Annotated in this window: 23 protein-coding genes; 10 read left to right on the forward strand and 13 right to left on the reverse strand. The window is 71.5% G+C overall.

What is annotated here, in order from left to right; all coding sequences use genetic code 11:
* Positions 1–23: 23 nt before the first annotated feature.
* Positions 24–788 (forward strand): polysaccharide deacetylase family protein, encoded by a 765-nt coding sequence (locus tag NUT86_RS34260; protein ID WP_274739225.1) that lies wholly within the window; start codon positions 24–26, stop codon positions 786–788.
* A 97-nt stretch (positions 789–885) separates the two neighbouring features.
* Here the strand turns inward: NUT86_RS34260 and NUT86_RS34265 are convergent, their stop codons facing one another.
* From NUT86_RS34265 to NUT86_RS34275, 3 genes are all read right to left on the reverse strand, one after another.
* Positions 886–1299, reverse strand: coding sequence for an SsgA family sporulation/cell division regulator (locus tag NUT86_RS34265; RefSeq protein ID WP_018090564.1), 414 nt, complete (start codon positions 1297–1299; stop codon positions 886–888).
* A gap of 431 nt (positions 1300–1730) precedes the next feature.
* Positions 1731–3362 carry a PH domain-containing protein gene (locus tag NUT86_RS34270; RefSeq protein WP_381680783.1) on the reverse strand — a complete coding sequence of 544 codons (1632 nt, stop codon included), beginning with the start codon at positions 3360–3362 and terminating at the stop codon, positions 1731–1733.
* Positions 3359–3877: a PH domain-containing protein gene (locus tag NUT86_RS34275; RefSeq protein ID WP_109896709.1), complete on the reverse strand. Its 519-nt coding sequence runs from the start codon at positions 3875–3877 to the stop codon at positions 3359–3361. The genes NUT86_RS34270 and NUT86_RS34275 overlap by 4 nt, the downstream gene beginning before the upstream one ends.
* A 134-nt stretch (positions 3878–4011) precedes the next feature.
* On the opposite strand from NUT86_RS34275, the gene NUT86_RS34280 reads away from it, so the two are divergent.
* On the forward strand, positions 4012–4752 hold the full coding sequence (locus NUT86_RS34280; RefSeq protein WP_274739226.1) for a TetR/AcrR family transcriptional regulator: 741 nt from the start codon (positions 4012–4014) through the stop codon (positions 4750–4752).
* Between the two features lie 180 nt (positions 4753–4932).
* Here NUT86_RS34280 and NUT86_RS34285 read toward each other — a convergent pair whose 3' ends face one another.
* A complete protein-coding gene (locus NUT86_RS34285; RefSeq protein WP_109894410.1) occupies positions 4933–5346 on the reverse strand; it encodes an SsgA family sporulation/cell division regulator in 414 nt (137 codons plus the stop codon).
* A gap of 375 nt (positions 5347–5721) precedes the next feature.
* Here NUT86_RS34285 and NUT86_RS34290 point away from each other — a divergent pair, with 375 nt between their 5' ends.
* The gene (locus tag NUT86_RS34290) at positions 5722–6981 is read left to right on the forward strand and encodes a WD40/YVTN/BNR-like repeat-containing protein (protein ID WP_274739228.1); all 1260 of its coding nucleotides are present in this window, start codon (positions 5722–5724) and stop codon (positions 6979–6981) included.
* A 405-nt stretch (positions 6982–7386) separates the two neighbouring features.
* On the opposite strand, the gene NUT86_RS34295 is transcribed toward NUT86_RS34290, so the two are convergent.
* Positions 7387–7893, reverse strand: a complete 507-nt coding sequence (locus tag NUT86_RS34295) for a MarR family winged helix-turn-helix transcriptional regulator (protein WP_018090570.1) — start codon at positions 7891–7893, stop codon at positions 7387–7389.
* Positions 7894–7965: 72 nt separating this feature from the next.
* Positions 7966–10047: an FUSC family protein gene (locus NUT86_RS34300; RefSeq protein WP_446750802.1), complete on the reverse strand. Its 2082-nt coding sequence runs from the start codon at positions 10045–10047 to the stop codon at positions 7966–7968.
* Between the two features lie 314 nt (positions 10048–10361).
* Here NUT86_RS34300 and NUT86_RS34305 point away from each other — a divergent pair, with 314 nt between their 5' ends.
* On the forward strand, positions 10362–10979 hold the full coding sequence (locus tag NUT86_RS34305) for a TetR/AcrR family transcriptional regulator (protein ID WP_018090572.1): 618 nt from the start codon (positions 10362–10364) through the stop codon (positions 10977–10979).
* Between the two features lie 112 nt (positions 10980–11091).
* On the opposite strand, the gene NUT86_RS34310 is transcribed toward NUT86_RS34305, so the two are convergent.
* The 4 genes from NUT86_RS34310 to NUT86_RS34325 form a co-directional block, all read right to left on the reverse strand.
* Positions 11092–11403 carry a hypothetical protein gene (locus NUT86_RS34310; RefSeq protein WP_018090573.1) on the reverse strand — a complete coding sequence of 104 codons (312 nt, stop codon included), beginning with the start codon at positions 11401–11403 and terminating at the stop codon, positions 11092–11094.
* 1012 nt (positions 11404–12415) lie between these two features.
* On the reverse strand, positions 12416–13219 hold the full coding sequence (locus NUT86_RS34315; RefSeq protein WP_018090575.1) for a DeoR/GlpR family DNA-binding transcription regulator: 804 nt from the start codon (positions 13217–13219) through the stop codon (positions 12416–12418).
* A 172-nt stretch (positions 13220–13391) separates the two neighbouring features.
* Positions 13392–14273: a class II fructose-bisphosphate aldolase gene (locus NUT86_RS34320; RefSeq protein WP_148589849.1), complete on the reverse strand. Its 882-nt coding sequence runs from the start codon at positions 14271–14273 to the stop codon at positions 13392–13394.
* A gap of 60 nt (positions 14274–14333) precedes the next feature.
* A complete protein-coding gene (locus NUT86_RS34325) occupies positions 14334–15239 on the reverse strand; it encodes an SIS domain-containing protein (RefSeq protein WP_148589848.1) in 906 nt (301 codons plus the stop codon).
* Positions 15240–15552: 313 nt separating this feature from the next.
* Between NUT86_RS34325 and NUT86_RS34330 the strand changes: the two genes are divergently transcribed.
* On the forward strand, positions 15553–17019 hold the full coding sequence (locus tag NUT86_RS34330; RefSeq protein WP_274739229.1) for a sugar porter family MFS transporter: 1467 nt from the start codon (positions 15553–15555) through the stop codon (positions 17017–17019).
* A 164-nt stretch (positions 17020–17183) separates the two neighbouring features.
* On the opposite strand, the gene NUT86_RS34335 is transcribed toward NUT86_RS34330, so the two are convergent.
* Together NUT86_RS34335 and NUT86_RS34340 are read right to left on the reverse strand one after the other, a co-directional pair.
* Positions 17184–17483: a YciI family protein gene (locus NUT86_RS34335; protein WP_159485061.1), complete on the reverse strand. Its 300-nt coding sequence runs from the start codon at positions 17481–17483 to the stop codon at positions 17184–17186.
* A gap of 180 nt (positions 17484–17663) precedes the next feature.
* A complete protein-coding gene (locus NUT86_RS34340; protein ID WP_274739231.1) occupies positions 17664–19085 on the reverse strand; it encodes an amidase in 1422 nt (473 codons plus the stop codon).
* 399 nt (positions 19086–19484) lie between these two features.
* Between NUT86_RS34340 and NUT86_RS34345 the strand changes: the two genes are divergently transcribed.
* Positions 19485–20189, forward strand: a complete 705-nt coding sequence (locus NUT86_RS34345; protein ID WP_274739233.1) for an endonuclease V — start codon at positions 19485–19487, stop codon at positions 20187–20189.
* Positions 20190–20215: 26 nt separating this feature from the next.
* Here the strand turns inward: NUT86_RS34345 and NUT86_RS34350 are convergent, their stop codons facing one another.
* Positions 20216–21403, reverse strand: coding sequence for a saccharopine dehydrogenase family protein (locus NUT86_RS34350; RefSeq protein WP_266443986.1), 1188 nt, complete (start codon positions 21401–21403; stop codon positions 20216–20218).
* Between the two features lie 274 nt (positions 21404–21677).
* Between NUT86_RS34350 and NUT86_RS34355 the strand changes: the two genes are divergently transcribed.
* The 4 genes from NUT86_RS34355 (at position 21678) to NUT86_RS34370 (ending at position 26781) form a co-directional block, all read left to right on the forward strand.
* A complete protein-coding gene (locus NUT86_RS34355) occupies positions 21678–23192 on the forward strand; it encodes a sialate:H+ symport family MFS transporter (RefSeq protein WP_274740722.1) in 1515 nt (504 codons plus the stop codon).
* Positions 23193–23567: 375 nt separating this feature from the next.
* The gene (locus tag NUT86_RS34360; RefSeq protein WP_109894428.1) at positions 23568–23960 is read left to right on the forward strand and encodes an MmcQ/YjbR family DNA-binding protein; all 393 of its coding nucleotides are present in this window, start codon (positions 23568–23570) and stop codon (positions 23958–23960) included.
* A gap of 179 nt (positions 23961–24139) precedes the next feature.
* Complete coding sequence (locus NUT86_RS34365; protein WP_274739236.1) at positions 24140–25342, forward strand: CaiB/BaiF CoA transferase family protein; 1203 nt, start codon at positions 24140–24142, stop codon at positions 25340–25342.
* A 296-nt stretch (positions 25343–25638) separates the two neighbouring features.
* Positions 25639–26781: an acyl-CoA dehydrogenase family protein gene (locus tag NUT86_RS34370; protein WP_274740723.1), complete on the forward strand. Its 1143-nt coding sequence runs from the start codon at positions 25639–25641 to the stop codon at positions 26779–26781.
* Positions 26782–26823 lie beyond the last annotated feature (42 nt).

Below are 26823 nucleotides of genomic sequence, written 5' to 3' on the forward strand. Positions count from 1 at the left end.
CGGTACGAGGGACGGGAATCGGGATGGCACGGGGCTTCGGTAAAGAGAGCGGCATCATCGGAGTGGCCGCGGCGGCTGTCGTGGCACTCGCGGCCGCGGGGGCGCTCGTCTTCTCCGGGGCCGGCACGGACTCCAGTGCGGCGGACAACGCCGAGCAGCCCAAGAAGGCGCCCCGGGTCGTCCCGGTCGACCCCTCCATCGTGCACGTCTCGGACCGCCCCGGCCGCAGCCTGAACATCACCATCGACGACGGCCCGGACCCGGTCTGGACCCCGAAGGTGCTGGAGGTGCTGAAGCGGCATGACGTCAAAGCGGTCTTCTGCATGATCGGCCCGCAGGCCAAGGCGCACCCCGACCTGGTCAAGAAGGTGGTGGCCGCGGGGCACAAGCTCTGCGACCACACCATGAGCCACAACACCGGTATGGATCACGAGTCGGAGAGCTACCAGTCGCAGCAGATACTCGACGCCCAGAAGATGATCGAGGAAGCGGCGGGCGGCACCCAGGTCGAGTACTACCGCGCCCCCGGCGGCGCCTTCACGCCCTACAGCCGGAAGCTGGCCGCGGACCACGGCATGCGGCCGCTGGGCTGGAACGTCGACAGCAAGGACTTCGAGGGCGGCACCGTCGACATGATCGAGGCAACGGTGCGCGGCGAACTCCCCAACGGCCCGACGGTCCTGTTCCACGACGGCGGCGGCGACCGCTCCCGGACCGTCGACTCGCTGGAGCGGCTGCTGCCGTGGATGAAGCAGCAGGGGTACGGGTTCGGGTTCCCGAAGCGCTAGGTGTGCTGTCCCGGCACGCCCAGGGCGCCGGGCAGCATCGGTGAGGCAGGGGGAGGGGCGGCGGTAGCGGATACCGCCGCCCCTCCCCCTCTCCGTCTCACGCCGCGCCGAACAGCTCCGCGAGACCGCGCTCCATACCGAGGTGGGCCGGCTCGGCGCCCGCGGGTACGGCCTCGTAGGAGCGGGCGAGGAACCGCCGTACGTCCGCGGTCTTCAACTGGACCATGGCGATGCCTTCGTCCGCGTGGAACTCCATCACCGTGCGGTCCGGACCGGACGGCCGTACCCGCACATCGCCCCGCCCGGCCGGCACCCGCAGCCCCTCGTCGAGCAGTTCGCGGGCGAACGCCCAGTCCACCGCCGAGCCGTCCAGCGAGATCTCCGGCGGGAAGGACATCCGCACCGCCAGCGGGTCGGCGGGCTGATAGTGCAGCACCGCGGGAACCGCCTGCGGGCCGGGGGCGGTGGCGATGAGGCGGACCTGGACGGCTTGGTCGATGACGGGGTTCATCGCGCTGCTCCCTCACGGCTGTCGGGTCATGGGCAAAGACTCGTCCAGTAGGACGGTGTGCCCGGCCTCGTCGTGCACGCGACACGGGTGTGAGGTATCTCATGTTGCGGCGGTGGCTGATTCATGCCGCATCGCGGCGTGTGTGCAGGTCATGCGGCCCCCTGCCGGGCATCGGCTCTGCACCCGGCCGCCGTGCGGGAGTTGCGGAACCGCGTCGGGTACGCCATGGGGCGAAGCGGCCGTCCGGGCCCGTACGCGAAAGGCGGCCCGTCCTCGGTGGACGGGCCGCCGTTGTAGGCGTAGGCGTCAGCTGCCGTGTGGCTGCCGACGGCCGGCTGTCGGCTGCGTCGGCCGTCGTGAGCGGTGGTATCCACCCGCGTCCCAACTGCCCGGCAAACACCGTGTGTTCCCGCGCGGACCGGGGCCTGCCGCTACCGCAGTCGCTGTCCCGGAACGTGTTCCGGCCCGGGGTGTACCAGGAACTCGTCCAGGATTCCCGGGGCCGCCGTCGTGGCGAAGCCAGGGGCGTCGGCGGCCGGGAGGTCCGGGATGCGGTAGCCGTCCTCGCCCGCCGCGACCGCCGCGGTGAGCGTGACCAGACCGGCCCGGCGGGTGAACGGCGAGGTCGAGAACGTCCAGGCGGCGATGGCGTCGCGCTGGAGGGCGACGGTGTCGCGGCTGAAGGTGCCCGAGCGGGCAACCAGATACGGGCCCTGCAGGCCGTGTCCCAGATTGCGGTACGCGTCCCGGGCCAGCCACAGAGATATCGCCGTCGTGACCACCGCGTAGATCCATGCACAGTGCAGCAGGACAGGAGTGAACGCCGCGCCGAGACCGGCGAGGACGGCGGTGCCCGGCAGGACCACGAACAGCAGCCCACGTACCCGGCGCCGGCGCAGGGCGACCTTGGGGTGCGGCGTCAGCTCCGCCGGTGCCGCGCTTCCCGGGAAGGGTGAGCGCAGTGCGCCGCCCGCCACCCGCAGTGCCTCCGCGCGGGGCGCCGGCGGCAGCAGCCCGCTGCGCTTGCGGTTCTCCTCGCGGTTGCCCAGACCACCCGCCACCGCACGCACCAGCGCGCCGCCGCCGGCCCGCAGCAGCAGCGGTTCGCGCAGCACCACCCCGCGCAGCCGGGCCCGTTCGATGGTGACCGCACGGGTGGTGAGCAGCCCGCGGCGCACCCGCAGCGTGCGTGAATCGGTCCACTCCAGGCAGTAGCTCCACCAGTTCTCGACGTACAGGACGACCGCGCCGACCGAACCGAGCGCGAGGATGGCGAGCAGCGCCGCCGGGATCGTCAGCCAGAGCGCACTGGTACCGAATTCGGTGAACGCCTGCTGGACGAGGCCGATTTTCCAGGGCTCGATGCCGATGCCGTCCAGGGCCCGGTAGGCCCCTCCGGCCACCACGAACACCCCGCCGATGACCCAGAAGGTGAGCGGTGCGTAGCGCAGCCAGCGCCAGCTGATCCGGGCCACCACCGGGTCGTTCGCGACCGCCTCGGCATCGGCGTAGGCGAGCAGTTCCGTGCGCAGCCGCTCCGCTTCGGCAACCGCGAGCGCCTCCAGGGACAGTTCACTGCTGCCGTCCCCCGAGCCCGCCGTACCGGCCCGCAACACGGTGACGCCCAGCACCCGGTGGATCGGTGTCGCGGTGAGATCGACGGTACGGATCCGGTGCAGCGGCACACTGCGCAGCCGTCGGGTCAGCAGCCCGCTCCGCACATCGAAGGTGGGGGAGGCGCCGCCCGGTCCGCTGCCGGGCCGGGGCATGGTGATACGGAAGTCCGTACGGGCCCACCGGATGAGGCCGAGCGTGGTGAGGACGGCGAACGAGGCGGTGAGGGCGGCGAGCGTGATCCATGCCTCGATGCTGATCCGGCCCCCGGTGGCCAGCGCCGTCAGCGCCAGCGAACCGAACGGTGCCGCCATCCAGCCGCAGTGCACGAGAAGGGTGCGCGGATCCAGCCGCCGCCACGGTGTCTCCTCGACAGGGGCATCGGGCCCGGACCCGGCGGACGCGCCCGGGTGCATGCCGGGCGCACCGGGTTCCCGTGGCGTGCTCATGCGGCATCACCCGGCACGTCCTGTGCGGCCTCGCTGATCCGCTGGGACAGCTCCTCGGCGTCCGCGTCGGACAGTCCGGCGATCTTGATGTCGCCCGCGGTCGAGGCGGTGGTGACGGTCACCGTCGCCAGCCCGTACCGCCGCTGGAGCGGCCCGCGCACGGTGTCCACCGTCTGCACCCGGCTCAGCGGCGCGATCCGCCGCTTCTGCCAGAACCAGCCGCCCGCCGCGTAGACCGCCTGGCCGCCCAGTTCCCAGGCATGCACCGCATACCGCCACCGCGGCATCACCACGAGATAGACGAGGGCCGGCAGGACCAGCACGACCAGCAGCAACGGGCCCAGCCACGGCATCGCGCCCGGGAAGAAGAGCAGGGACAGGACCGCCATGATGAGCGCGGTGAGCAGCATCGGGCCGCTGAGGGTCAGCAGCGCCTGGAGCGTCCACCAGCGGCGGGCCCGGGGGTCGACACGGTGGCGGGGTGGTCGCAGCAGTGGGGCGGCGTGCTCGGGCATGAGGGTCACCGGTTTCCAAGTCAAGCGTATTGAGTAGCGGTACGTTATAACGGTACAAGCGACTTGTAAAAACGGGCCGGGTCTACGGAATCGACCCCGCGCGTGGACCGCGCACCGTACGAGGGAGGTCATCCGTGCCCAAGAAGGTGGACCACGAAGCCCGGCGCCAGGAGATCTCCGAGGCGCTGTGGCGGATCGCCGGCAGCCGAGGTCTGGACGGGACGAGCCTGCGCGATGTCGCCGCGGAGGCCGGCATCTCGCTCGGCCGGCTCCAGCACTACTTCCGCACCAGGGACGAGATGCTGCTCTTCGCCCTCCAGCACATCAACCGCCTCGCCGCGGACCGGATCCGGGAGCGCATCGCGTCGCTGGCCGAGGAGCCGACGCCCCGTGAGGTGCTGCGGGCCTGTCTGTCGGGCATGCTGCCGCTGGACGAGAAGAGCCGCATCGGCCTGCTGGTCGGCGCCGCCTACTACGCCCGCGCCGTCCATGACGAGGCCCTGCGCGCCGAGGCCAAGAACGGCATCCCCCCGCTCCGGACGTTCTTCGCCGACCAGCTGCGGCTGGCCGCGGACCGCGGCGAACTGCCGCCGGAGCGCGCCACCGAGGACGAGGCGATGCTGCTGATCAGCATGACCGAGGGGCTCGCCACCTATGTCCTGCTGGGTGTGCATGATCCCGAGGACGCACTACGGCTGCTGGATCTGCATCTGGAGAATCTCTTCGGGGCGGAACGGGCTGCGGGAGGTGGGGCGGATCGGGCTGTGGGAGGCGGTGCGGTGCGGGCAGCGCGAGGCGGGGCGGATCGGGCAGCCGAGGTTGGGGGAGGGCGGGGAGCGGAAGCCCCGGCGTCGTCCGGCCGGGCCGCACCGTGAACGGGGGCGGCGTCTGCCGTACCGCGGGCGCATCTGCCGTACTGCGGGCGGCATATCGAAGGCCGGCGGCTTGTCGGAAGCCGGCGGCGTGCCGCAGATGAGTGGTCGGCTCGCGTGGGGCGGCTCGACGTGGTCGTGCGCCGGGGCTTCGGGCGGGCTCCGGCGCTGACGGGGTGTGGCTTACGCCTCGCGCAGCAGGGCGGCGAGATCGGCCTCGACGTCCAGATGCCGCGCCTCGTCGCCCTTCGCGACGAGCTCGTACGACTGCGTCAGGAAGGCCCTCAGCTCCTGCGTCTCGAACTGCACCACCGCCATGCCGCCGACGGCGTGGAACTCGATCACCACGGCCTCGTCGTCGTACGGCCAGATCTGCACATCGCCCGCCCCGGCGGCCCCGTGCAGTCCCTCCTCCAGCAGTTCACGCCCGAACGTCCAGGTCACCTCCGCCCCGTCCAGCGACGCGGCCGGCGGAAAGACCAACCGCACCGCGAAGGGGTCGGCGCGGTCATAACGCAGGCTCGCCGGAATCACCTGCGACCGGGGAGCGGTCGCGATGAGACGGGCCTGAACGGCTTGGTCGATGACGCTGGACATCGCCGGCTCCCTTGCATTCGGTGCGGTTCATTGAGTCTTCGACCACTAAGACGCACGGGCCATCGGACCAGGTGCATTGGATTCCTATGTGACCTGCGTCACGGGCCTTTGAATGTACGTATATGCCCTCTTTGCTGTGTGCTCGGCGCTCGCGTGCGACCCTCGAAGGTTCAACTTGACGGCCCGTCAGGCGAGTTGGCGCCCCATGGTCACGGCCCACCGGCCACTGAGGGCGCATCGGGGAGTGCGGGCTGTAACGGGCGACGACGGGCGACGACGGTCGGCGGCGAGAGGCGGCAGCGAGGGGCGGCGGTCTGGACGGGGCGGTCGGGCTGGGCTAGCTTCCAGCCCAAAACCAGAGCGGGGTGGGGCGAAATGCGACGCACGGGACGTTTGTTGTGTCTGGGCTCGGGGCGAGGGGAGAACCGGGGGCTGCGCCCGCCCGGAGCCGGACGCCGGGCGACCCTCACCACCGGTGCGGTGGTCCTCGCCGCGCTGGCGGCCGGCCCCGCGGCCGCGGCCCGGCCGATGAACACCCCCACGGACACGGCCTCCCACACGACCCCGTATACGGCCTCCCACACGACCGCCCGCACGGTCTCCTCCGCGACGCCCCACGCCCCGGCCCGGGGGTCGCTGTCGGCGGCCTCGCTCACCACTCCGCACGCCGGCTGGCGGCTCAAGGACAGCGGCAGCACCGCCCGCTTCCGCGGCCTGGCGGCCGTCAGCCGCACGACCGCCTGGGTCGCCGGCACGGCAGGCACTGTGCTGCGCACCCACGACGGCGGCAAGCACTGGAGCAACATCTCCCCACCCGGTGCCGGGGCGCTGGAGTTCCGCGACATCGAGGCGCTGGATGCGCGCCGCGCGGTCGTCCTCGCGATCGGGGAGGGGGCGGCCTCGCGCGTCTTCCGTACGGATGACGCGGGCGCCACCTGGACCGAAAGCTTCCGCAACCCCGACCCACGGGCCTTCTACGACTGCCTGACCTTCTTCGACCGGCGGCACGGCATCGCGCTCAGCGACCCCGTAGACGGGAAGTACCGCATCCTGTCCACGGCGGACGGCGGCCGCAGTTGGCGGGTCCTGCCGTCGGACGGGATGCCGCCGGCCCAGCAGGGCGAGGCCGCATTCGCCGCCAGTGGCCAGTGCCTGGTCTCCTCCGGAAGCCGCGACGCCTGGATCGCGACCGGCGGTGCGGCCACCTCCCGCGTCCTGCACACCGCTGACCGCGGCCGCACCTGGTCGGTCACCGACACCCCGCTGCCCGCGGGCGACCCGGCGCGGGGCGTCTTCGCACTCGCCGTGCGCGACCGCGGCCACGCCCTCGCGGTCGGTGGCGACTACCGCCCCGACCAGCCCTCACCCCACGCCGCCGCGGTCAGCGACGACGCCGGCGCCACCTGGACGCCGTCCGCCGAGCCCCCGAAGGCCTACCGCTCCGGCGCCGCCTGGATCCCGCACTCCCGCCGCCTCGCCCTGGCCGTCGGCCCGTCCGGCAGCGATCTGACCCTCGACGCCGGCCGCACCTGGCACACCTTCGACAGCGGTTCGTACGACACCGTCGACTGCGCCCCCGACCTGGGCTGCTGGGCCGCGGGCGAGCGGGGGCGGATCGCACGCCTGGAGCCGTGAGGGCCGGTCAGCCGCGTGGGGGTGGGGCCTCGGGGGGGCGGGACGTTCGGGGGTGGATCGGCTGGGTCTGCCGGGTGAGCCGGGTGCGCTGTCGCTGCGCGGGGGCGGCGTCCCTGCCCGGGCGCGCCGTCCCTGCGGGGTCCCGCCGTCCTTGCGCGGTCCCGCCATCCCTGCCTGGCCGCGCCATCCCTGCCCGGGTGCGCCACGCCTGCGCGGGCCCGCCGGTCCTGCCCGGGCCCGCCGGTCCTGCCTGGGTGCGCCACGCCTGCGCGGTCCCGCTGTCCCTGCCCGGCCGCCCGTCCTCCCCGGTCGCCCGCCCTCCCCGGGCGCGCCACGCCTTCCCGGGCCCGCCGGTCCCGCCCGGGCGGCCATGCTCCTGCCAGGGCCGGAGCATGGCGGCCCTCCTCACTCCAGCAGGCTGCCGAGCCGCCCCTCCAGAACCACCAGCAACTCGCTCAGCGCCGTGGAGAGTTCCTCCTGTCGCTGATCGCCGATGCCGTCGAGCAGCGACGCCTCGTACCGCAGCTGTTCGGGCAGCAGCCGGTCGATGGTGTCGCGCCCCTCGTCGGTGAGCGAGAGATGGCTGACGCGGCGGTCCCGGTCGTCGGGGCGACGGACGATCAGACCCCGCTCCTCCAACTGCCGTACGCGTTTGGTGACCGCGGCACCGGAGGCGAAGGTCTCGCGGGCCACCCGCCCGGGGGTCAGTTCGCGGTCCATCCGGCGCAAGGTGCCGAGAATGTCGAACTCGGGACGGGTGAGTCCGGCCCTCCGCAGCGGCGCGTCCGACGCCTGCTGCAACAGTGCGGAACAGCGGTTGAGCCGCCCGATCACCGCCATCGGGCCGGTGTCCAGCCCGGGGTGCACCTGCTGCCACTGGCGCAGCACCCCCGCGACGATGTCCTCGGTCACCCGCAGTCTCCTCTCGGCCGTGCCGTACGCCGCTCATTGTGCCTGCCGTACGGTGCCGGGCAGGCGCACGGGTCAGGCGGCGAGTGCCGGCGCCGAGAGCCGCCGGACGAGCCCGGCCAGCGCCCGGTGACCTCGCTGTTCGGCGTGGGCGATCCGCTCCTCCGGAAGGGGCCGCTGCCACCACTCACCGGCCGCGACCTCCACGGCCTCACGGAGCTCGACCAGACATCCCGCCAGCCGGTCACGGGCCCAGCCGATGTCCCGGGCTTCGTCAGCGCCGGGCGTGGGCCCCGCCGCGAGCAGCCCGAACGCGACGGCCTCCGCGGCCGCCACCCGCCCCAGCGCCACCTCGATACGGTCCGCGGCACGCCGATTGGTGACCAGCACGCAGCAGGCCAGGCCCACTGCCGCGCCCACCACGGTGTCGATCCAGCGGTCGGCGATCAGCGTCGTCGCCGCGACCGGACTGCCGAATTCGGTCAGCAGCAGCGCCATCGGGGTGACGCACACCGAACCGAGCCAGTAGTTGCGGGTGATACCGGCCTCCGCGCCGAGCTGGCAGGCCAGCGCGAGCGCGATCATTGCGAGCGGGCCGAGGTGCATCAGGGGCAGCAGCGCGGTGTAGAGGAGCAGCCCGAGCAGATTGCCGAGGGTGCGCTGCAGCGCCCGCTGCCAGGAGAGCGTGGTGTTGGCCTGGTAGATGGAGGCCGCGGTGACCACGGCCCAGTACGGATGCCCGACTCCGACGGCCATCGATGCCCAGCCCGCCAGCACACACCCGGCGGCGACCCGCGCGCCGATGGGCAGCAGCGGCGACCCGGGCGCCAGCCGGGCGAGCACCGCCCGCACCCCGCGCGGGTGACCGGGCGCGGGCCGCCGTGGCCCCGGACGCGGCGACCCCGGCCGCTGTGACCCCGGCTCTTCCGCGGCGACGCCCGCCAACTCCTCGGCCTGCGCCGCCGAGAGCACAACCTCGGGCAGCGGCCGCCCACTCCGCAGTTCACGCGCCCAGCCACCCAGCCGGTCGGCCTCGGCCTTGGACGCGGCGGGCCGGGTGTCGCTCGGGTCGGGCCCGGCGGATCGGGTGTGGCGCGGTTCGGGTCCGGCGGATCGGGGGTGGCGCGGTTCGGCTTCGGCGAACTGGGTGTGGCGCGGCTCGGCCTTGGCGAATCGGGCGTCGCGCGGTTCGGGCTCGGCGGATCGGGTGTGGCGCGGTTCGGGCCCGGTGGTCCGGGTGTGGCGCGGTTCGGGCTCAGCGGATCGGGTGTCGCGCGGCTCGGCCTTGGCGAATCGGGCGTCGCGCGGCTCGGCCTCGGCGGATGCCTCGATCGCGGGCCCCGTATCCCCCAACGCCGACTCGGCGCGCACCAGCAGCCGTTCGAGCCCTGCCCGCGCCGCGGCCCTGGCCGGGGTACGCACCGGGACCAGGAACAGCGTGTGCCAGGCAGCATTCACCGCGGCCGCGGTGGCATGGCGGGCGTGCGGCACCCCGGCCGGTTGCCCGCTGTCGGCCTCCGCTTCCGTACGCAACAACCCCGCGGCCGCCTCCAGCGCGCGGGCGACAACGATCCGCTCGGGCCCCTGCGGCCGTATCAGCGCCGGAGCCATACAGACCAGCCAGGCGAGTACCCCGGCGCCGAGCGCCAGCGCGATGTGCAGGGGCACCTGCCCGGGGTGCTGCGGCACGAAGAACGCCGACGCGGCGATAAAGGTCAGGATGATGTTGCCCGGCGGGCCGATACGCGTCGCCTCACAGACCACCTTGTGGACCGAGGCCACCAGCGAGGCGCACACGACGAGCAGTGCGGTCGAGGTGATCAACGAGGCGGCGGTCAGCGCGATGCCGAGGCTCGCGACCATTCCGAGCACCACCCACGCCAGCGTGCGGGCGCGGGCGGCGTACGGCAGACCGTGCGCGTACAGGGCGCACATCGCCCCGGCCGAGGTGTAAAGGAGCAGATCCAGCCGCCCCAGCGCCCACAGCGTGAGGTCGGGGATCGCCAGTGCCGCCACCGCGCTGAGCGCCGGCTTGTGCCAGATGTCGACGGGGCGGCGCAGTCGCACGGCGCTCCTGACCGGCAGGGGCCGGGCGCGCACCATGCCCCCCGGAGCATCGAACGCACTCTTCCCGGACGGCTTGGCATGCTTCCCCATGCGGAGAAGGTTAGCAGGTGTTTTACTCGTGAAATATTCCTGCCGGTGGGGAGCGCTGGGGCGGGCGACGCGCGGGACGGGTGGACGTTGAGCGGGGGTGCGGGCGACAGGAGGTACGGGTGACCGGCAGGTGGTGCGGGCGGGCGACGGGAGGTACGGGTGACCGGCAGGTGGTGCGGGCGGGCGACGGGAGGTACGGGTGACCGGCAGGTGGTGCGGGCGGGCGGGCGACAGGTGGCGTGAGCGACCGGCAGGAGAAATGTGATCGACGAGCGGTTGACCAGTCGTGTGGTGCAGAGGGTGACAATGGCCGGGTGCCAGCCGCCAAGAAGAAGACGACGACCGCGAGTGCCTCGCCCGAGCGTCGCCGCGAACTGCTCACCATCGCGGCGGAGGTTTTCGCCGCGCACGGCTACAACGCCACCACCGTCCGCCGCATCGCGGACGAAGCCGGGATGCTAGCGGGCAGCCTCTACTACCACTTCGACTCGAAGGAATCGATGCTGGACGAGATCCTGTCCAGCTTCCTGACCGAGCTGTGGGACGGCTATGACGCCGTACTCGCCGCCGGGCTCGGCCCCAGGGAGACCATCGAAGCCCTGGTCACCGAGTCCTTCCGGGAGATCGACCGGCATCGCGCGGCCGTCGCCATCTACCAGAAGGAGTCCAAGCACCTCGCCGCGCAGCCCCGCTTCGGCTATCTCGCCGACTCCCAGCAGAAATTCAAGAAGGCCTGGCTGGGCACCCTGGAGCGCGGTGTGGCCGACGGTGCGTTCCGCGCGGACCTCGACATCCGGCTCACCTACCGCTTCGTCCGCGACACCGTCTGGGTGGCGGCGAGCTGGTACCGGCCGGGCGGGCAGCACAGCCCTGAGGAGATCGCCCGCCAGTACCTCTCGATGGTGCTGGACGGTATCGCCGTACGCACGTGACCCACAGCCACAAGGGGCGGCTCCCGCAAGGGGAGGCCCTGGCAAGGGGCGGTTCCCGCAAGGGGGGTGTTTGCCCAACCGCGCCACGCCCCGGCCCCTTGGCCGTGACCGCTCAGCAGGGAACGTTCTTCACATACAGGGCCCGCGGCGCCCCGGTCGTGCCGTAACGGATGTCCTTGGTCACACCCTTGGGGAGCCTGCCACGGGGGTCGTGGTGGTGCGGGACGACGATGGTGAAGCACGAGGTCCGCTGAGTGCACAGATTCGTCAGGCGGACGTAGCGCTGGTGGCCCTTGTTGAAGTACTTCCGCACCTTGACGCACTGCGGCGCCCGGCCCGCGGCTGCCGCTTCCGAGGCGGTGGCCAGTGTCAGCGAGGCGCTGCACGCCACGGTTGCCAGCGCTATGGCCATGATCTTCCGCACGTGATCTCCCCCGTTGAAAACCTTGGAATCCCCTCGCGAACCTCTACCGTGTTCGCACGTTCATTCCCCATTGTCCATACCCGCCCAATGGAAATCAGCCCCGGGGGCCACACAGGGACACAAGCGCTACATAAGAGCGACCCTTTCGGAACGGGGCCGGGCCACCGGGCTACAACGCGCCGAATGCGCAGACAGCGCAGTGCGCGCCGGGTCAGCTCCGCCACGTCCTCCGGTTCGTCCTGCCAGGCCCAGTGCTCCATGGCGACACCGATCGCGTCGCGCAAGGCACAGGCCGGCAGCCGTACCTCCATGCCGCTCTCCGGAGCACCCTTGCGTGCCGCGAGCGCCGGCAACAGCCGATCCTGCATCTCCCGGCCCGCCGCGAGCCACCGCATCCAAATGGCCGGAACGCTGCCCATGCCCGAACCAGCCGACGGGCCTGCTCGGTGCCCACGAGCCGCCGGGCCGAGACCGAAGAGGAGCCGCCGAGTCCTCGGCGATCTCCAGCCGGGTCTCCTGCCGCCGCCGCTCGCCCACTGGCTCCGCCGTACGCCCATCTCCGACGCTTGGGCCGCCGCCAGCATCCCCCTTAACGCCGTCGCCCCCGGCACGACCGTGCCCCCCCATGACCGAGCCCATGCTCGCCGACGCCGAAAATACGCAAGGCCGTCGACGCAAGCGTCCTCATGCCGCTGCACGGCCACGCCCGCCCCGAGCAGGTAGCCCCCGCTGCTCGCCTGGCTGACCTCCCCCGAGAACACGCATGTCACCGGCCAGGTCGTCTTCGTGGATGGTGGCGGCGCCGACGTGGTGGTCCGGGGGGAGGAGGACGGACGCCCGTCTGGTAGCCAGCAACTAGGAGTCCTGGCTACGGCCGCCCCCGGTCACAAGGCGCACCCGAGGAAGCCCCACAGGCCAAGGGATTCCTGACAGTGCCGTCGGTCGTCGGCTGTCGTCCGGGGCCGTCAGTCGTCAGCCGTCAGCCGCCGGCCGTCGTCCGGGGGCCGGCGGTTCACTCTCCGGCAGACGGGCGTGCCGTCACCACTTTCAGCCCCCGGTCCGCGAACTCGCGGCGGGTTGCCTCCTTTGCGCCGTTGTCCGTGATGAACGTGTCAAAGACATCCGCGTCGCCGACCCGGGCGAAGCAGCGTTCGCCGATCTTCGACGAGTCCGCGACGACCACGGCACGCCGGGCACGCTCGGCCATGAGGCGGTTGACCCGGGCCTCTGCCTCGTCGTGCACTGTGGCCCCCATCATCGGGTCCATGCCGTTGGCCCCGATGAACGCGATGTCGATGGAGATCTGCTGCAGCACCAACTCGCTGAACGGACCCACCAGTTCGAACGACCGTGAGTGCGCGACCCCACCGGTGAGCACGATCTTGATCTGTGGCCGCACCGCCAGCTCATTGGCGATGTTGAGGGAGTTGGTGACAATCGTCAGATGCGGTTGCGGGCCGGCCTCCGCAAAGTCCGGACGGGTGGCGAGCACCCGGGCGATCGCCGTGGTCGTCGTGCCACCGCTCAGCCCGACCACATCACCCCGCTCGACCAGCTTCGCCGCGGCCTTCGCCACCGCTTCCTTCTCCTCCGACCGGTGAGCGTGCTTGTAGCGGATCGGCAGGTCGTAGGCCACCGAACTGAGCACCGCTCCGCCCCGGGTGCGGGTCAGCAACTGCTGCTCGGCCAGGGCGTCCATGTCGCGCCGCATCGTGGCGGCCGAAACCTCCAGTGCGGTCGCCGCCTCCTCGACGTCCACCCGGCCGCGGTCCCCGAGCAGCTCAAGCAGTGCGTTCATCCGTTCATGGCGCTTCATGGCCTGAGCCTAATTCGTTTCGGCACACCACGGTGACGCGCGGTAGGCGCCCCGGCGGCCGCCGCCGAAGCCGGGGGTCGGCGGCCCCGGACGGCACGCCAGACAGGGTGCCGCCGCGGGGGCTCTGCTGCCGTGACGAGGTGTGACCAGGGCGGTCGTCCCGTCCGCTGGTTCATCCCCGAGCAGGCGCCTGGGCCGCGTACTGGCCCGGAACCGTCGCCGGAGTACCCAGCACCCCCAGCAGCCTCGCCGCTTCCTCGGCCACCGCCTCCCGGGCCGGCTTGATGTACTTACGGGAGTCGACGAGCGCGGGATCGGCGCCCAGCGTCTGCCGTATCGAGTGGGTGAAGACGGAGACCAGGTGCGTGGAGATATTGATCTTCGTCATTCCGGCGGCGATGGCGCGGCGCAGCTCATCGTCCGGCACCCCCGACGAGCCGTGCAGGACCAGCGGTACCGGCAGAGTGGTGTGCAGCGCCGTGATGAGGTCCTTGTCCAGTACGGCCGTGCGCTCATGCATCGCATGTGAGGAACCCACGGCCACGGCGAGGGCATCCACACCTGTCGCGCGGACAAAGGCCAGGGCCTCGTCCGGGTCCGTGCGCGCCCCGGGCGCATGGACCCCGTCCTTGCCGCCGACCTCGCCGAGTTCGGCCTCGACGTAGGCGCCGCGGTCATGGCACCAGGCGGCGAGCTCGGCGGTGGTGGCGACGTTCTCTTCGTACGGAAGAGCGGAGGCGTCCACCATGACGGATCCCACCCCGGCGGTGATGCCCTGATGGACGAGGTCCGCATCGGTGATGTGGTCGAGGTGGACCGCGATCCGGGCCGTGGAGTCCTCGGCGAGGGCGAGTGTGGCGCGGGTAAGGGGCAGCAGGCTGCCGTGGTAGCGGATGCAGTTCTCACTGATCTGAAGGATCAGTGGGATACCGGTGCGCTCGGCGGCGGTGACGAGCGCCTCGGCAGTTTCCAGGTGGATGACGTTGAAGGCCGCGGCACCGACCCGCGCCTCACGCGCGGCGTCGACGATCGATGAGGTCGGAACGAGTGGCATGGGATGCCGGCTCCCTTCTCCCTTGCGGGCGGGACTGGTGGAGACGGGGGAGGTGGATGTCTACGAGGCGGCCGGCGTCTCGAGCATCACCGAACGGGTCAGGCTGCGTGGGTTGTCCGGGTCCAGACCGCGGGCGCGGGCCCGCTCCAGCGCCACCCGCTGGACCAGCACCAGATCAGCCAGCGGATCGCGCGCATGGTGCACAAAGCGCGCACCGGTCCGCACGACATCGGCCTCCAGCCCGTCCGGTGCCTGACCGAACAGCCAGGTCACGCGGCCGGGTGCGGCTATCGCGATCGGACCGTGGCGGTACTCCATCGCGGGGTAGGACTCCGTCCAACTCTGCGATGCCTCCCGCATCTTGAGCGCGGCCTCATTGGCCAGGCCGAACGTCCAGCCCGAGCCGAGGAAGGAGAACTGCTCGGCGTCCACCCACTCCTTCTCCATCGGCGCGGCCAGCGCCTCCTCCGCGTCGGTCACCGCGCGGGAGATGTCCTCGCCCAGGTGCGCGCGCAGCAGTGTCAGCGCCGTCGTCGCGAACCGGGTCTGCACCACCGACTTCTCGTCGGCGAACGGCAGCGTGACCGTCTCGTCGGAGAGTGCCACCGCCGGCGTCTCGGGGTCACCGAGGATCGTCACCGTCGGGATGCGCCCCTTGACGGCGTCGAGTACGCGCAGTACTTCGGTCGTGGTGCCGGACCGGGTGATCGCCACCACCGCGTCATAGCCGCGGTCACCGCCGAGGAACGCCTCGGACGCGGCGAACGGATCCGTCACCCCCTGTCCGGCTGCCTCGCGCAGTGCCGCATACGACTGGGCCATGAACCATGAGGTTCCGCAGCCGACGACGGCCACCCGCTGTCCGGCCTTCGGCAAGGGGCCTGCCGCCGCCCCGATCCGTGCGGCCTGCCGCCAGGTCTCCGGCTGGCTGCACAGCTCCTGCTCCATGTACGAGGTCTCGCTCATGGCCCACCCTCCCGTGATGTGGCAATCGAGTGCGTGAAACTGCAAAATTTGGCTTCGTTGCAATCGACTGTACGCAGAATCCTGACCGCGATCCATCCCTCGTACGAGTGGATGCGCCAGAAGGGATGAGAGTGTGCGGGCCCTGTCAGCTGCTGGGGTGCGGCGCAAACGGGGCGCGTGAGGGGTGGGCGGCAGGCTGGAAAGTGCATGGGGAATGTGTTGACAGTTGCTTGAAAGGCGCCGAATACTCGCAAGATCAGTCATGCGAGATCGTCATGCAGCAAGGCCCGCTCCGCCGCACAGAGGACTCCTCATGTCCATTGCCACGCTCTCGGCGACGCCCCCGCCGCCGTCACCCAAGACCGCACGCCGCACCGGCCGGCTGTTCGCGCTCACCGGCGCCGTCGTCGGCGTCATCTACGGCTACGACACCGGCAGCATCTCCGGTGCCCTGGTGTTCCTGAGCAAGGACTTCCATCTCACCGAGACCGAAAAGGGCCTGGTCAACAGCATTTTGGTGTTCGGCTCCATCGTCGGCGCGCTGATGGGCGGCAAGCTCGCCGACGCCCTGGGCCGTAAGGCCGCGATGCTGATCGTCGCCGCCTCGTACGCCGTATTCGTCGCCCTCTCCGCGGTCGCGCCCAACGTCGTCGTGCTGGACACCGTCCGCTTCCTGCTCGGCATCGCCATCGGTATCTCGATCGTCGCCGCCCCGCTCTACGTCGCCGAATCGGCCCCGGCACGCATTCGGGGAGCCTCCGTCGCCGCCTACCAAGTCGCCACGGTCGCGGGCATCGTCCTCACGTACTTCGTCAACTGGGGCCTGTCCGGCGGCGGGCACTGGCGCTGGATGCTCGGTCTGTCCGCGATCCCCGCCGCACTTGTCCTGATCCCGCTGCTCCGGCTGCCGGACACCCCGCGCTGGTACGTCCTCAAGGGCCGTACGGAACGAGCCGTCGAGGTCATGGCCACGACCGACCCCGACGTCGATCCGCGCGCGGAGGTCGCGGCCGTGGAGGCCGCGCTCGCCGAAGAGAGCGGCGGGTCGGCGCGCTCCTTGCTGCGCAAGCCCTACGCCCGTGCCGCGGTCTTCGTCGTCGGCCTCGGATTCTTCTGCCAGATCACCGGCATCAACGCCGTGACGTACTACAGCCCGCAGATCTTCGAGGAGATGGGGTTCACCGGAAACGGCCAGAACTTCCTGCTGCCGTCCTTCGTCCAACTCGCCTCGCTGGCCGCGACGGTGCTCGCCATCCTCATCATCGACCGGCTCGGCCGCCGGGTGGTACTGCTCTGCGGCATCGGCACGATGGTCGTCATGCTCGCCGTCCTGACGGCGGTCTTCGGCATGGGCGAGCTGCAGGGGGCGACGACCTGGGTGGGGTTCGCCGCCATCCTCCTGTTCACCGCAGCCTTCAACTTCGGCTTCGGATCGCTGATCTGGGTCTATGCGAGCGAGTCATTCCCCGCCCAACTGCGCTCGACCGGGGCCTCGGTGATGCTCACCGCCGATCTGGTCGCCAATCTTCTGATCGCCCAGTTCTTCCCCGCCCTGATGGCCTGGGCGGGCGCGGCCCGGACCTTCGCGGGCCTCGGCGTCCTCGCCCTCGCCGCCCTGGTCTTCGCCTCCGTCACCGCACCCGAGACCAAGGGCCGTCAGCTGGAGGAGATCCAGGATTACTGGCGCAATGGGGGGCGCTGGCCCGCACCGGTCGCGCCCGCCTCGGCAGGCCCCGGCCAGCTCGCCAATTCAGGGGTTCCTCCGACCACGACTTCATAGCTTCGAGGCGTAGGGAGCGATAGGCGGCAACCAAAACCGCCGTCCCCATGAGGATGGGGGACGGCGGTGAGCGGCTCCGTAGGCGGAGCGAATCCCGTTGAAGGAGCGGGGAAAGCGGTGCGAAGGCAGCAGTCCGGCGGTCCGGGCCCCAGGATGCCGGTGCTTCAGGAGGGCAGCTGCTCCCGGTACTGCTCCAGTGCCGGCGCGGTCGTCGTCGCCAGGAACTCCGTGATCCGGTACTCACACACCCCGGCGAGGGTGAACGGGTCCTCGGAAACGATCCGCTCGACGGTGGCACGGTCCATCCCGGCGGCGAGAATCACGCCTCCGTCCCGGGGGACCTTGCGGCCGGCGGCGAGGAAATGCCCGGCGGCGTACTCCTTGTGCAGCCACTCCACATGCTGCTCAAGGACGGCTTCGACGCGTTCTAGGGGCGCGGTATAGGTCAGTTCCAGTACGAACATAGCTGCAATATAGAGGACGGGGCGGGTGGGGCCGCGGCGTGCTAGCGCGCAAGGAATGCGCAGGCCAGGACGGTATGCGGGATGCCTTGGCAGCTGACGAGTCGATGTGCGGTTGGTTCTCCTGCCCCCGGGGCGGGCGCTCCCGGCCAGCCCCCGCCCCCGATAGAGCGGACCTCGGCTTCAGGTCGTCGGCAGGTCCGGTCGGCGCCGCCCGTGCCGAGTCGCGCTCTCGTAGGCATGACCGGCCTGGAGGACGGCGAGGTCGGCGCGCGGCGCACCGATGAACTGCAGCCCCACGGGCAGACCGCCCGGAGTGAATCCCGCGGGCACCGAAAGGGCGGGTACGCCGAGGACAGAGATGAGGTAGGCGGACCGCATCCAGTCCAGATAGCTGTGTGTGGGCCGGCCCGCGACCTCGCGTGGATACTCCAGCTCCGCGTCGAACGGCACGACTTGGCTGACGGGGGCGAGGAGCAGGTCGTACCCGGAGAAGAAATCCAGCATGCCGAGGTACAGCCGGCTGTGGGTCGCGGTGGCCGTGCGGAGGTCGGCCGCGGTGAGCCGGCGGCCCTGTTCGATGTTCCAGACGATGCTGGGTTTGAGGGCCTGCCGGTCGGAGTCGAGCAGGTGGCCGAGGGCAAGGTCGAAGCTGTGCGCCCGCAGGGTACGGAAGGTCTCGTCGGCGCCGGTGAGGTCCGGGCAGGTGTTTTCGACACGGCAGCCGAGCTCCTCCAGGACCCTCAACTGGGGCTCCAGAACGGCGAGCACGTCTGGGTCGGCCGGGGCGAATCCACCCAGGTCGGGTGCCCAGGCAATCCGCAGCCCGCGCAGATTGCGGTCGAGCGGCACACGGAAGGCTGCTCCCGGGGTCTCCAGGCTGATGGGGCAGCGCGGATCGGGACCGGCCATCGCCGACAGCAGCAGCGCGGTGTCGGCGACGGTCCGCCCCATGGGGCCCGGGACCGACAGGGTGTCCCAGAGGTTGCTGCCGGGGTGCGAAGGGACGCGGCCCGGCGTCGGCCGCAGCCCGACCACATTGCAGAACGAGGCGGGATTGCGGAGTGAGCCGCCCATGTCACTGCCGTCGGCGAGGGGTTGCAGCCCGGCCGCCAGCGCCGCGGCGGCGCCACCACTGCTGCCGCCCGCGGAGCGCGTGAGGTCGTACGGATTGCGGGTGGTGCCGAAGACCGGGTTGAAGGTGTGCGAACCGGCAGCGAATTCGGGGACGTTGGTCTTGCCGAGGCGGATGGCGCCCGCCCGCTGGAGCCGGTCGACCACCAGATCGTCGTCGTCCGGGATGTGGTCGGCGAAGAGCGGTGAGCCGTGTGTGGTGCGCATACCGCGGGTGAGACGGGTGTCCTTGAAGGCGATCGGCAGGCCGTGCAGGGGCGGGACGGCGGTGCCCCGGACGAGCCGTTCGTCGGCGCGCGCGGCGGCGGCGAGGGCGCCCTCGGGGTCGAGGGTGACGAGCGCATTGACGGCCGGATTGACCTGGTCGATGCGGTCCAGATGAGCCTGTACGACCTCTCGGGCGGAGAGGTCGCGGCGGCGCAGCAGGGTGGCGAGTTCGGTGGCATCGAGCTGATGGAGCGCGTCGGGCATCAAGGACCTCCGGGGGCGTCAGGGAGGCAGGCGGCGGGGGAGCGGACAGGCGGACTCTTCACGGCGGGAGACACCGAGGCACCGTGGGCCGGCAGCCCCGTGCCCGGCGCCGGTCCGCCGCCGGGCGACCGCTGTGCCGGGCCGGCGGCCGTACGCTCCCGGTGGCCGAGCGACGAGATGACCCGCCGCCGCACAGTACGCCCGTCGAGCCGCCGGGCAGCGATGTTCCGGCGGTCGAGAGCATCCAGGTCAACACCGGCTGGGTTCACGCTCATCACGGTACCGAGCACCACTGACAGTGAGCCCTGGACTGCGTGCCCTGAGCTCTGAACAGCTGAACCTTGCGCCGATCCGCCCGATCATGGGATCGATCACCGGTTCGGTAGCGTTGCGGCCATCATGGACACTCCCGGAATGATCTCCTGCGACGACGAACTGCGGCACTGGCCGACCGACGAAGCCCAGGCGCGTGCGGTCCAGGACCGGTTGCGGCCCTCTGTACGGCTCGATGAGGCGGGGCCGGAACCCGGGTTCGAGGGCACCGTGGTCGGGGTGGATGTCGCCTACGACGACGAACGAGACGTCGTCGCCGCTGCCGCCGTCGCACTGGACGCCCGCACCCGCGCCGTCGTCGACCGGGCCACCGCCGTCGGGCAGATCTACTTCCCGTACGTCCCCGGCTTGCTCGCCTTCCGCGAGATCCCTACCGTGCTCGACGCTCTCGGCCGCCTCGCCCGCACTCCTGACCTGGTGGTCTGCGACGGCTACGGGCTGGCGCACCCGCGCCGCTTCGGGCTCGCCAGCCACCTGGGGGTGCTGACCGGGCTGCCCACCATCGGTGTCGCCAAGAACCCCTTCACCTTCCGGTACGCACCTCCCGGCCCGGAGCGCGGCGCCACCTCGCCGCTTCTGGACGGGGCCGAGGAGGTGGGACGTGCGCTGCGTACCCAAAAGGGCGTCAAGCCGGTCTTCGTCTCCGTAGGGCACCGCACCGACCTCGACCGGGCCTGTGCGCACACCCTCCATCTGGCGGCCGATTACCGTCTACCGGAGACGACCCGGGCCGCCGACGCCCTGTGCCGGAGGGCGCTCGCCGACGCCTGACGGTGGTACCGGGGCGCGGGCCCGGGCTACTCCTGGACGACACCGAACTTGATGCCCGCTTCCTGGAGGCGAGCCGTCAGCGCGGCCCCCATGGCCACCGCCGTCGTCACCTGACCGGCCGTCTCCGGCAGGTCGTCGAAGGCCAGGCTGAGCGCCGACTCGGCGAGCATCTTCGCCGTCTCGTCGTAGCCGGGGTCGCCACCGGACACCTCGGTGATCAGACGTGTGTCACCGCCGGAGGCGACGAAGCGCACCTTGAACCAGCTGCGCGCACGCCGTTCGGGGCTCGGCCCGTCGCCCGGCTCCAGACGCCCCGACAACCAGCGCCGCGCCGACGGCACCTGGGCGAGCGCACACAGTGCCCCCGCCCCGAGCACCCCGCCGACGGCGATCGGCAGCCGCCGCACCCCCGCGTAGTGGCGGTAGCGGAAGTCGGGCCCGTAACGGTCCAGCGCGGCCGCCGAGCGGGCGATGATCTGCGGATCGAGGGTCGGCAACGGCACACCCCAGGTGCGCGTTTCGCTGCTCCGAATCGGCGGGCCGAAGGGCGCGTGTACCGTACGGCCGGCCGGTCGTGGTTCGACCCGCTGACGCTCGCGGGCGGCCCGCGCCATGGCGACCGGGCGCGAGGCGGCGGTCAGTGCCGAGGACAGGGTGCCGCCGGAGAACGACGCGTTGGTCCGTACGAAGCCGTCGATGCGTACGGGGACGTCTTCGGGGAGGAGCCCCACCGTGTAGCGGACCCCCAGGTCGTACGGGACGGAGTCGAACCCGCAGGCGTGCACGAGGCGTGCGCCCGAGGCGCGGGCCGTCGCATCGTGCCGCACGTACATCCGGTCGATGAACTCCGTCTCACCGCTCAGATCGACATAGTCGGTGCCCGCCGCGGCGCAGGCCGCCACCAGGGGCTCGCCGTGGAGCAGATACGGGCCGACGGTCGTCACCAGTACCCGGGTCTCGGCGGCGAGGTCGCGCAGCGAGCCCGGATCGCTGCTGTCGGCCCGCAGCAGCGGCAGGTCGGCACAGGACGGGTCGGACTTCGCCAGTCGGTCGCGCAGCTGCTCCAGTTTGGCGGTGCTGCGCCCGGCGAGTGCCCAACGGCAGCCTTTGGGGGCGTGTGCGGCCAGGTAGGCGGCGGTGAGGGCGCCGGTGAAACCGGTCGCGCCGTAGAGGACGAGGTCATAGGCCCGTCCGGAGGTGTCCTGCCGTGGCATCGCGCATCCTCTCGATCGCTCACTGGCCCTGGAGCCCGGACCCCGGGAGTCGTCGTTGCCCCGTCAATGTCCGCTCCTGGCAGCCCTCTTGGCCGCCCCGTGGGTGCTACGGAGTCTGGCATGCAGTCTTGACAGGGTGTCGAAGCGGGGCCAGATTCACGAATGGCACCGATGACGTAGGACGTCCAATGTCTGGTTCTGCCGGTCGTCGCTCTTCCCCGAAACCGGACCGAACCGTCCGCCGACTGCCGGAGGAGGCCGGGTTGCTGTGACGATGCCCCCCACGGACACCCCTGACCGGGCGCGGAGATGGTGGCAGGAGGTCACCCCGCCCCAGTGGAAGGCGATGTTCGCCGCCTGGATCGGCTACCTCCTCGACGGTTTCGACTTTGTCCTGATCACCCTGGTGCTGACCGAAATCGCCGAGGACTTCCGGCTGAGCACCGCCACCGCCGCCTCGCTGATCTCCGGCGCCTTCATCACCCGATGGCTGGGCGGCGCGGCCCTGGGCGCGCTGGGCGACCGCTACGGCCGCAAGGCCGCCATGATCAACAGCATCCTGCTCTACTCGCTCGGCACCTTCGCCTGCGGATTCGCCTGGGACTACACCAGCTTGTTCGTCGCGCGGCTGGTGATCGGCCTGGGCATGGCGGGGGAGTACAGCGCCGGCGTGACGTATGTGCTGGAGAGCTGGCCCACCCGATGGCGCAACCGTGCCTCCGGATTCCTGATCTCCGGCTACGCGGGCGGCACGGTCCTCGCGGCCGAGCTCTACAAGTGGGTGGTGCCCCACTGGGGCTGGCGCTGGATGTTCTGGATCGGTGTGCTGCCCGTTCTGGTCGCCCTCTGGATGCGCAGGGCGCTGCCGGAGGCCGGGGACTGGCAGAAGGAGATCGGCGCCGCTGCCACCGGTGCGCCAGCGGCGCGTCCGAACCCCTTCCGGCCGTTGTTCACCGGCCGGATCCGCTCCGGGGCCAACGCGGCCCTCGCGGTGGCCGCCTTGGTGGCGCTGTTCTGCGTCTTCACACCCGTCGGCGCGGGATATGTCCCCTGGCTGTCCGCCGTCGCGGCGCTGTGCCTGACCGCTTTCGCCGCCCAGCTCGGCGGCCGGCGCGGATGGCTTTTGTACGTCTCCCTGATGGTGACGGTGTTCTGCGCCTTCCTCTACAGCTGGCCGATCCAGGCCCTGCTGCCCACCTACCTCAAGACCGACCTCGGATACGCCCCCGGCCAGGTCACCGACGTGATGTTCTACGCGGGCTTCGGCACCATGGCGGGCTGCTGGCTGGCGGGCTTCGTTGGCGACCGGCTCGGTACCCGTCGCGCCTACGCCTGCACGCTGCTCGCGTCGCTCGTCTTCGTCTTCCCGGTCTTCGCGATGCAGGACAGCCTCCCGGCGCTCGGTGCGCTGGTCTTCGTGCTGCTCGCGCTCAGCCAGGGCATCTCCGGCATCCTGCCGAAGTACCTCGCCGGTCACTTCCCGACCGCCACCCGGGCCGCCTCAGTGGGCTTCGTCTACAACGTCGGGGCCCTGGGCGGAGCGGTGGCGCCCGTTCTCGGTGCCCATCTGGCCGAAGGCATGTCCCTGGGGCGGGCACTCGCCGTGCTCACCTTCGGGCTGACGCTCGTCGTCATCCTCCTGGTGGGCGGCAATGTCCCCCAGCGGCTGGGGCGTCTGGTGGACCGTCAGGCGCCCGACGATCACCTGGTGCCGGCGGCCGGGGGAGCGGGGGCCCTGCCCGCCACGTCCGGCTCCGCTTCCGGGAAGGCGGCGCCCGACTCGGCATAGCGGCGCCCCGGGCAGCCGGGAGCCGGGCCGTCGCCCGCCGAGAGACGGGCCGCTGCCCGCCGTGCGCAGTCCGCCGTCCGCTGCGGGCGGGCAGCGAGGACAGCAGCGGTGCTGTCGCCCGTCGCCTGTCGCAGACTCGGGGCAACGGCGTACCCCCTGGCCGCCGCGGAAGTCGGACAGGGCCGCGGCGAGTTGCCGTCGTAAGGGCCCGGACAGGGCCGGACAGGGCGTCAGGTGTCCCTCGGCCGGCCCGCCGTCCGGCGCTCCGCGGGCCGTTGTCAGTGGTCGCCGTTAGCGTGGAATGCGTGGGTCGGCCCGCGCGGGAGGAGTGTGCGGCCGGGCGGCATCGCAGGCGGTGCCGGAGGGGGAACGGACATGGAGGAGCGCATGGCGAAGGCGGCCGGGCCGGCGGCGGTGCGGGAGCGGGTGCGGGCGTTCGCGCTCGGCCTTCCCGGGGCCGTGGAGGAGTTTCCCTGGGGCGAGAGCGTCATCAAGGTCAACAAGAAGGTCTTCGTCTTCCTCGGCGTCGACGACGGCAGCCATCCGCTCGGGGTCACGCTGAAACTCAAGGACCCGGAGGCGCATGCCCATGCGCTGACCTCGCCCGGCGCCCGGCCTGCGGGCTACGGCCTGGGCAAGTCCGGGTGGGTGCAGGTCCCCCTGGAGGAGCCGGACGCTCCGCCGGCCGAGCTGCTCTGCGACTGGGCGGAGGAGTCCTATCGCGTCATAGCCCCCAAGAAGCTCATCGCCGAGCTTGACGGGGCATAGCGGCGCAGCGGCGGCAGGCGCGCGAAAGGCCCGTGACGGCGAGGGCGGTTGAGCCTCGTCGGCACGGGCCTTTTCCGTGGTGGCCACTTGGCACGGGGGTCTTGTGGAAAGTGGAACACGTTCTTAACATCACGAGTGTTACATCAGAAGTGTCACAGTGCGGAAAGGCATGGGGCGCGATGGCAGAGCCAGGCAACGGCCCACTGAGCGGGGTGCGGGTGGTCGAACTCGCGGGCATCGGCCCCGGCCCCTTCGCGGCCATGCTCCTGGCCGACCTCGGCGCCGATGTCGTCCGTGTCGACCGGCCCGGAGGCGCGGGGCTGGGCATCGATCCGGCCTACGACATCACCAACCGCAACAAGCGCTCCGTGCTGGTGGACCTGAAGAGCCCCGATGGGGTGGCGCAGGTGCTCGAGCTGGTCGAGCGCGCCGATGTGCTGGTGGAGGGGTACCGCCCCGGGGTGGCCGAGCGGCTGGGGGTGGGCCCCGAGGAGTGTTTGACACGCAACCCCCGGCTGGTCTACGGGCGGATGACGGGGTGGGGGCAGGAGGGCCCGCTCGCCGACACCGCCGGACACGACATCGGCTACATCGCCATCACGGGCGCGCTCGGCATGATCGGCCCGCCCGACGGCCCGCCCGCCGTCCCGGCCAATCTCGTCGGTGACTACGCCGGCGGCTCCCTCTACCTCGTCATCGGTGTCCTCGCCGCCCTCCAGCACGCCCGCACCGAGGGCGGAAAGGGCCAGGTCGTGGACGCCGCCATCGTCGACGGCACGGCTCATCTGACGGCGATGATCCACGGGATGCTGGCGGCCGGCGGCTGGCAGGACCGGCGCGGTGCCAATCTGCTCGACGGCGGGACGCCGTTCTACGGGGCCTACGAGACCGCCGACGGCGGCCATATGGCGGTCGGCGCGCTGGAGAAGCGGTTCTACGGCGAGTTCATCCGCCTGCTGGGGATCGAAGAGGAGGCGCCCAGCCGCGACGACCTCGCCGCGTGGGATGAGCTGCGTACCGTCATCGCCGCCCGCTTCAAGACCCGTACCCGCGAGGAGTGGACGGCCGTTTTCCAGGAGTCCGACGCCTGTGTGGCGCCCGTGCTCTCCCTGCGCGAGGCCCCGGCGCATCCGCATCTCGCCGCCCGCGGCACCTTCGTCGAGCACGGTGGGATCACCCAGCCCGCGCCCGCGCCGCGCTTCTCGCACACGCCCGGCGCGGTGCGCAGACCGCCGGCGCTGCCCGGCGCGGACACCGAAGAGATCGCCCGCGACTGGCAGGCCCCGGGCCTCCTCGCCCCGTTGCCGAGCGCCTCGTCGCCGGCCGCCCCCGCCCCGCCCGCCGGCCCGAGCCGCACCGAGCAGAAGGACACCGCCGGCTGATGGAACGCGTCCCGACGCTCCGGTATGCGGCCGGCCCGCGCCAAGCCGCAGACGAGGCTGCCGCCCTCGCCGTGGCCGACCTCGGCGCCCATTGGGCCCGCAGGGGCCGGGCGGGACGCATTCCGCGACCGGAAGCCGCTCTGCGGGCCCGCGGGTACGTCCGCGACCGGACCGGGGGCTTCCGGGAGGCGGGCGGGACGAGGCTTCACCACCGCCCCGTAGGGCCGGGGCCCGCCGAGTTCACCGAGACCGTCAAGCACTGGCTCCGAGGAGGGCCCGCAGACATGACCGCGCAGATGAAGCGCCAGATCTTCACCGAGGACCACGAGGCCTTCCGAGGGATCGTGCGGACCTTCCTCGCCAAGGAAGTGACACCCCATTACGAGCAGTGGGAGAAGGACGGCATCGTCAGCCGGGACGCCTGGCTGGCGGCCGGCAAACAGGGGCTGCTGGGGCTGGACGTGCCGGAGGAGTACGGCGGGGGCGGGCAGCACGACTTCCGCTACAGCGCGGTGCTCGCCGAGGAGTTCACCCGGGCCGGTGCCGCCGGGCTCGCCGTGGGACTGCACAACGACATCATCGGCCCCTATCTGACGACCCTCGGTACCGAGGAGCAGAAGCGCCGCTGGCTGCCCGGCTTCTGCAGCGGCGAGATCATCACCGCCATCGCCATGACGGAGCCCGGCGCCGGCTCCGACCTGCAGGGCATCCGCACCCACGCCGAGGACGCCGGCGACCACTGGATCCTCAACGGTTCCAAGACCTTCATCTCCAACGGCATCCTCGCCGACCTGGTCATCGTCGTGGCGAAGACGACGCCGGAGGGCGGGGCGCACGGTCTGAGCCTGCTGGTCGTCGAGCGGGGTATGGAGGGCTTCGAGCGGGGCCGCAACCTCGACAAGATCGGCCAGAAGTCCCAGGACACCGCCGAGCTGTTCTTCCACGACGTCCGCGTCCCCAAGGAGAATCTGCTCGGCGAGCTGAACGGCGCCTTCGGCCATCTGATGACCCACCTCGCCCAGGAGCGGATGGGCATCGCCGTCGCCGGTATCGCCGGCGCCGAGCACCTGCTGGAGATCACCAGCCAGTACGTCAAGGAGCGCGAGGCGTTCGGACGGCCGCTGGCCAAGCTCCAGCACATCCGCTTCGAGATAGCCGAGATGGCCACCGAATGTGCCGTCACCCGCGCGTTCCTCGACCGCTGTATCGCCGACCACTCGGCCGGCGAGCTGGACGCGGTGCATGCCTCGATGGCCAAGTGGTGGGCCACCGAGCTGCACAAGCGGGTCGCCGACCGCTGTCTGCAACTCCACGGCGGCTACGGCTATATGGCGGAATACCGCGTGGCCAGGGCCTTTACCGACGGCCGTATCCAGACGATCTACGGAGGGACCACCGAGATCATGAAGGAGATCATCGGCCGCTCCCTGCTCGGCTGACCCCGGACCGCCCCCGGTCCCCACCCGCTGCCCCTGCCTCCA

The organism is Streptomyces sp. G7(2002), assembly GCF_028870195.1.
Classification (GTDB): domain Bacteria; phylum Actinomycetota; class Actinomycetes; order Streptomycetales; family Streptomycetaceae; genus Streptomyces; species Streptomyces nigrescens.

What these genes read in the sequence shown, in the direction of transcription:
- NUT86_RS34315 (WP_018090575.1), bottom strand. Translation starts at nt 13,219, where the DNA reads ATGAAGCGCCATGAACGGATGAACGCACTGCTTGAGCTGCTCGGGGAC.
- NUT86_RS34285 (WP_109894410.1), bottom strand. Translation starts at nt 5,346, where the DNA reads ATGTCCAGCGTCATCGACCAAGCCGTTCAGGCCCGTCTCATCGCGACC.
- NUT86_RS34290 (WP_274739228.1), top strand. Translation starts at nt 5,722, where the DNA reads ATGCGACGCACGGGACGTTTGTTGTGTCTGGGCTCGGGGCGAGGGGAG.
- NUT86_RS34370 (WP_274740723.1), top strand. Translation starts at nt 25,639, where the DNA reads ATGAAGCGCCAGATCTTCACCGAGGACCACGAGGCCTTCCGAGGGATC.
- NUT86_RS34260 (WP_274739225.1), top strand. Translation starts at nt 24, where the DNA reads ATGGCACGGGGCTTCGGTAAAGAGAGCGGCATCATCGGAGTGGCCGCG.
- NUT86_RS34275 (WP_109896709.1), bottom strand. Translation starts at nt 3,877, where the DNA reads ATGCCCGAGCACGCCGCCCCACTGCTGCGACCACCCCGCCACCGTGTC.
- NUT86_RS34355 (WP_274740722.1), top strand. Translation starts at nt 21,678, where the DNA reads ATGCCCCCCACGGACACCCCTGACCGGGCGCGGAGATGGTGGCAGGAG.
- NUT86_RS34330 (WP_274739229.1), top strand. Translation starts at nt 15,553, where the DNA reads ATGTCCATTGCCACGCTCTCGGCGACGCCCCCGCCGCCGTCACCCAAG.
- NUT86_RS34360 (WP_109894428.1), top strand. Translation starts at nt 23,568, where the DNA reads ATGGAGGAGCGCATGGCGAAGGCGGCCGGGCCGGCGGCGGTGCGGGAG.
- NUT86_RS34270 (WP_381680783.1), bottom strand. Translation starts at nt 3,362, where the DNA reads ATGAGCACGCCACGGGAACCCGGTGCGCCCGGCATGCACCCGGGCGCG.
- NUT86_RS34320 (WP_148589849.1), bottom strand. Translation starts at nt 14,273, where the DNA reads ATGCCACTCGTTCCGACCTCATCGATCGTCGACGCCGCGCGTGAGGCG.
- NUT86_RS34345 (WP_274739233.1), top strand. Translation starts at nt 19,485, where the DNA reads ATGGACACTCCCGGAATGATCTCCTGCGACGACGAACTGCGGCACTGG.
- NUT86_RS34265 (WP_018090564.1), bottom strand. Translation starts at nt 1,299, where the DNA reads ATGAACCCCGTCATCGACCAAGCCGTCCAGGTCCGCCTCATCGCCACC.
- NUT86_RS34350 (WP_266443986.1), bottom strand. Translation starts at nt 21,403, where the DNA reads ATGCCACGGCAGGACACCTCCGGACGGGCCTATGACCTCGTCCTCTAC.
- NUT86_RS34340 (WP_274739231.1), bottom strand. Translation starts at nt 19,085, where the DNA reads ATGCCCGACGCGCTCCATCAGCTCGATGCCACCGAACTCGCCACCCTG.
- NUT86_RS34365 (WP_274739236.1), top strand. Translation starts at nt 24,140, where the DNA reads ATGGCAGAGCCAGGCAACGGCCCACTGAGCGGGGTGCGGGTGGTCGAA.
- NUT86_RS34300 (WP_446750802.1), bottom strand. Translation starts at nt 10,047, where the DNA reads ATGGGGAAGCATGCCAAGCCGTCCGGGAAGAGTGCGTTCGATGCTCCG.
- NUT86_RS34335 (WP_159485061.1), bottom strand. Translation starts at nt 17,483, where the DNA reads ATGTTCGTACTGGAACTGACCTATACCGCGCCCCTAGAACGCGTCGAA.
- NUT86_RS34325 (WP_148589848.1), bottom strand. Translation starts at nt 15,239, where the DNA reads ATGAGCGAGACCTCGTACATGGAGCAGGAGCTGTGCAGCCAGCCGGAG.